The sequence below is a fragment of the Haladaptatus sp. genome, assembly GCF_049589095.1.
In the GTDB taxonomy this organism is placed as follows: domain Archaea; phylum Halobacteriota; class Halobacteria; order Halobacteriales; family Haladaptataceae; genus Haladaptatus.
Genome location: NZ_JBAWAC010000668.1, coordinates 1 through 4,844, shown reverse-complemented (window position 1 = coordinate 4,844; position 4,844 = coordinate 1). Strand labels below are relative to the sequence as shown.

5 protein-coding genes are annotated in these 4,844 nt (G+C 61.9%); 3 read left to right on the top strand and 2 right to left on the bottom strand.

Features of this window, described 5'->3' with window-relative positions; genetic code table 11:
- Window positions 1–69: 69 nt before the first annotated feature.
- Window positions 70–318 carry a DUF5822 domain-containing protein gene (locus WBV42_RS20930; protein ID WP_423987754.1) on the bottom strand — a complete coding sequence of 83 codons (249 nt, stop codon included), beginning with the start codon at window positions 316–318 and terminating at the stop codon, window positions 70–72.
- Between the two features lie 102 nt (window positions 319–420).
- Here WBV42_RS20930 and panB point away from each other — a divergent pair, with 102 nt between their 5' ends.
- Window positions 421–1,230: a 3-methyl-2-oxobutanoate hydroxymethyltransferase gene (gene panB / locus WBV42_RS20925; RefSeq protein ID WP_423987753.1), complete on the top strand. Its 810-nt coding sequence runs from the start codon at window positions 421–423 to the stop codon at window positions 1,228–1,230.
- Window positions 1,231–1,332: 102 nt separating this feature from the next.
- Here panB and WBV42_RS20920 read toward each other — a convergent pair whose 3' ends face one another.
- Window positions 1,333–2,109: an alpha/beta fold hydrolase gene (locus WBV42_RS20920; RefSeq protein WP_423987752.1), complete on the bottom strand. Its 777-nt coding sequence runs from the start codon at window positions 2,107–2,109 to the stop codon at window positions 1,333–1,335.
- A 236-nt stretch (window positions 2,110–2,345) separates the two neighbouring features.
- On the opposite strand from WBV42_RS20920, the gene WBV42_RS20915 reads away from it, so the two are divergent.
- Together WBV42_RS20915 and WBV42_RS20910 are read left to right on the top strand one after the other, a co-directional pair.
- The gene (locus WBV42_RS20915) at window positions 2,346–2,588 is read left to right on the top strand and encodes a DUF7127 family protein (RefSeq protein ID WP_423987751.1); all 243 of its coding nucleotides are present in this window, start codon (window positions 2,346–2,348) and stop codon (window positions 2,586–2,588) included.
- Window positions 2,585–4,844 (top strand): CDC48 family AAA ATPase (locus WBV42_RS20910; protein WP_423987750.1); only part of this gene is annotated, 2,260 nt, incomplete at its 3' end. The genes WBV42_RS20915 and WBV42_RS20910, both read left to right, overlap by 4 nt.

The following is a 4,844-nucleotide window of genomic DNA, read 5'->3' as shown; positions in this document are numbered from 1 at the left end:
ATCCTAAATTTCCCAAAAATAGCGCCTTTTCGTTTGGAAATGCGTATCACTGTATATCTTTGGTTAAAATTACGTTTCGGGGGTCTGATGGGCGCGAGCGTAGAGAAACACGGCGATTGCGGTGACGAACCATACGATCGCACCGATCCTGATGGCGAAGGAGGCGCGCGAACTCCACGTCGGAAGTGAGACGCCGGTGACGAACGCGAGAAGTGCGACGAGTGGCGCACCGATGGTAATCGTGGTGACGAACGTCATCTGCATCACCCATCCGTAGTCGATGCCGTCAGGTTCGTAGGTTTCGACTGGTTCCGGCACAGCTAAACGCGGGAACCGAGCCGCCTTAAGGGTTATCAGGTCGGATTCCGGTGAACGTTCCCGACCGGGCAGGTTAAGCCGTCGGACCGACGAGTTCGAGGTATGCCAACGGTGAGGGATATCCGCGCCAAGGCGGGCGAGGAGCCGATTACGATGCTCACGGCCTACGACGCGCCGACCGCGGCCGTTATAGACGAGGCCGGTATCGACATGATACTCGTGGGAGACAGCATGGGCAACGCAGTGCTGGGATACGACTCGACGATTCCAGTGACGGTGGACGAGATTGCGAGTCGAACTGGCTCGGTCGTGCGGGCGACTGAAGACGCCCTCGTCGTCGCCGACCTCCCGTTCCTCGGCTTCGGCTACGACGAGAAGACCGCAGTCGAGAACGCGGGTCGAATGCTGAAAGAGGAGGGTGCGAGCGCCATCAAAATCGAGAGCGGCCCCCACACCGTCGAACTGACCGAGACGCTTTCGAACCTCGGTGTTCCGGTGATGGCCCATCTCGGTCTGACACCGCAGAGCGTCAATCAGTTGGGCCACGTTCGACAGGGAACCACACAGGACGAGGCGGACGAGATACTCGACCTCGCCAAACGACACGAGGATGCGGGAGCGTTCTCCCTCGTCCTCGAACACATCCCATCGAACCTCGCGGCGACCATTACCGCGGAACTCGACATCCCGACCATCGGAATCGGGGCAGGCCCGGACACGGACGGGCAAGTCCTCGTCATCAACGACGTCATTGGACTGGGTGAGTGGAGTCCGCCATTCGCCAAGCAGTTCGGCAACGTGAAAAGCGAGATGGAGCGTGCGGTTACGGCGTATCGGGACGAGGTCGAATCGGAGGAGTTCCCCGGCAAGAAACACAGTCACGTCGAGGACGAACTGGACGGCGTGTACTGAACCGGTTTCGAATCGAGAGCTGTTTTGAGAACGAACGCGGTTCGTTCGGGTAGTATGTCGTTCGGGTCGTACGCGGGTTTTTCGGGTACGTCCGACTAACGACTACCGCGCGCCATCGAGGAACTCCACGACCGTCTCGTTGAACGCGTCGGGGGTTTCGAGCATGGCGAGGTGGGCCGCTCCCTCGATTTCCGCGTAGCTGCCGTCCTGCACGTTCTCGGCCAAGAATTCGTGATACCACGGCGGCGTGAGCATGTCGTATTCGCCGACGACGGCGAGCGTCGGCGCGGCGATCCCGTCAATCTCGTCGCAAACATCGAATGTATGACAGGAATGGAAATCACGACTCGTCACTCGCTGGCCGACCGTATACATCGACTCCTTCGACAGTTCGACGTATCGGTCGTCCGGGTCGTGAAACAGCCGGTCGCCCCCGTGGAGGAATTCGACCGCTCGGTCGAAATCGTCGTCCAACCACGAGAGCAAGTCGTCCAGGACGGAGAGCCGTGCACCGGTTCCGGCGAGGACGAGCGCTTCGGGTTCGAAATCACGTTCGAGGACCAGATGCATCACGACGGCACCGCCGAGCGAGTTACCGACGAGGGTCTTGGTGTCTGTCGCCTCTGCAACCGCCAATACGTCGCCAGCGTATGCGGAGAGAGTACCCCAACCGGGATCGGAATCGACGTCCTCGGAGCCACCGTGGCCGCTCAAATCGAGCGCGACGACGGGAAACTCGGACGCGAGCCGAGCGAGTTGTGCCTTCCAAATCTCGTGTGTTCCCCCACTGCCGTGGACGAACAGAACCGGATTTCCGTCGCCACCTCGGTCTACGACGCGGTATGCAATCTCCCGACCCTGATGCGTGACTGACTCCATACGATTCGTTCTCGCGCACGAAGTATAAAGTTCGATGTCGAAGTTGCGTGTTCGATGTCAGAGACGGGTCCGATGTCGGAGTTGCGTCCGAGTGTGGACGGGTCGGATCGAAAGCAAGATGGGGGATAAAAATATGTGGACCACATTTGTACCTCCAAACGAGAATCGCAGTACTGCAAGGCTGTAATCAGCGAAAGTTATTTATACCTGTGTACCTAACCAAAGGTTAGCTAAAGATGACTCTCGAACACATATCACAGCAGGAAGATAGTATCGCCCGTTGCTACGACTACGACGACGGCGAGCTCATCGCCGCGGATTTCGGCACGGCCGACGTATCTGTGGACGTGCTGGGCGACGTGGCAATCGTCGTCGTGGAGCGCGACGGCGACAGTTTCCAGACCGAGATAGAGCTGTCGGCCGATGACGCGCAAGCGTTTATCAACAATGGTGTCCTCACTATCGAGGTGGGACAATGAAACTGACAGTCAAGCCGCTCAAGCAAAAGGACGCGGGTCGTGGACTCGCGGCGGTTGACCGACGCTCCATGGACGAGTTGGGCGTCGAGAATGGCGACTACATTGTCATCGAGGGGCGTGGGCAAGGTCGCGCAGTCGCGCGAGTATGGCCCGGCTACCCCGAGGACGAGGGTCGCGGAATCATCCGCATCGACGGGAAACTTCGGCAGGAGGCCGGCGTCGGCATCGACGACAAGGTCAGCATCGAAAAGGCCGACGTAAGCCCCGCGAACCGGGTGACGATCGCGCTCCCGCAGAACCTCCAGATTCGCGGGAACATCGCGCCGCACATCCGTGACAAGTTGAGCGGCCAAGCGATCACACAGGGCCAAGCGATCCCGTTCGGCTTCGGCCTGATGGGCATGGGCTCCGGTCAATCCATCCCGCTCAAAGTCGCCGAGACCGATCCCGACGGAACGGTCGTCGTCACCGATTCGACGAACATCCAGATCAGCGAACGGCCAGCCGAGGAGATCGCGGCGAGCGGCGGTGCGGGCGGTCAAGCCCGACCCGACGTGACCTACGAGGACATCGGCGGTCTAGAGCGCGAACTCGAACAGGTTCGCGAGATGATCGAGCTCCCGATGCGCCATCCGGAGCTGTTCAGCCGCCTCGGCATCGACCCGCCGAAGGGCGTTCTGCTCCACGGCCCACCGGGGACCGGGAAGACGCTGATGGCGAAGGCCGTCGCCAACGAGATCGACGCCTACTTCCGCACGATTTCCGGCCCGGAGATCATGTCGAAGTACTACGGCGAATCCGAAGAGCAACTGCGCGAGGTGTTCGAGGAGGCCGAACAGAACGCCCCCGCGATCATCTTCATCGACGAACTCGACTCCATCGCACCCAAGCGTGAGGAGGCGGGTGGGGACGTGGAACGCCGCGTCGTCGCACAACTGCTCTCGCTGATGGATGGGTTGGAGGAGCGCGGCGAAGTCACGGTCATCGCGGCGACCAACCGCGTGGACGCTGTCGATCCCGCGCTCCGCCGTGGCGGTCGCTTCGACCGCGAGATCGAGATCGGCGTGCCGGACCGCGACGGACGGCTCGAAATCCTGCAGGTTCACACCCGCGGAATGCCGCTCGCGGACGGCGTGGACTTGGAGGAGTACGCGGACAACACCCACGGGTTCGTCGGTGCCGACCTCGAATCGTTGGCCCGTGAAGCCGCGATGAACGCGCTCCGACGCGTCCGTCCGGAACTCGACCTCGATTCGGACGAGATTCCGGCGGACGTTCTGGAGTCACTGAAGGTGACGGAGGCGGACTTCAAGGAGTCGCTGAAGGGAATCGAACCCTCGGCGCTCCGCGAGGTGTTCGTCGAAGTCCCCGACGTCACGTGGCAGGACGTGGGTGGCTTGGAGAACACCAAGGAACGCCTCCGCGAGACCATCCAGTGGCCGCTCGACTACCCCGAGGTGTTCCAGGCGCTCGACATGCAGGCCGCGAAAGGCGTCCTGATGTACGGGCCGCCGGGAACCGGGAAAACCCTGATGGCGAAGGCCGTCGCCAACGAGAGCGACAGCAACTTCATCTCGATCAAGGGTCCCGAGCTGCTGTCGAAGTGGGTCGGTGAGTCCGAGAAGGGCGTGCGTGAAGTGTTCAGCAAGGCCCGTGAGAACGCCCCAACCGTGGTGTTCTTCGACGAGATCGACTCCATCGCGACGGAGCGCGGCCGCGACGGCGGCGGTGGCACGCAGGTCAGCGAGCGCGTCGTCTCGCAACTGCTGACCGAACTCGACGGCCTCGAAGAATTGGAGGACGTCGTGGTCATCGCCACCTCGAACCGCCCAGACCTCATCGACTCGGCGCTCCTGCGCCCGGGTCGCTTGGACCGCCACGTCCACGTGCCGGTGCCGGACGAGGAGGCTCGCCACGCCATCTTTGAGGTCCACACGCGGCACAAACCGCTCGCCGACGACGTGGACTTGGAGGAACTCGCCGCTCAGACCGAGGGCTACGTCGGTGCCGACATCGAAGCCGTCTGTCGCGAGGCCGCGATGGCCGCTAGCCGCGAGTTCGTCGCGACCGTCTCTCCCGAGGACATCGGCGAGAGCGTCGGTAACGTCCGCATCACGGCCGAGCACTTCGAGGAGGCGCTGGGCGAAGTGACGCCGAGCGTCACCGAGGAGACCCGCGAACGCTACGAAGAGATCGAAGAGCGCTTCGACACCGCGGAACCCGAGACGAAAGAGCAGTTGGGTCGGACGTTCCAAT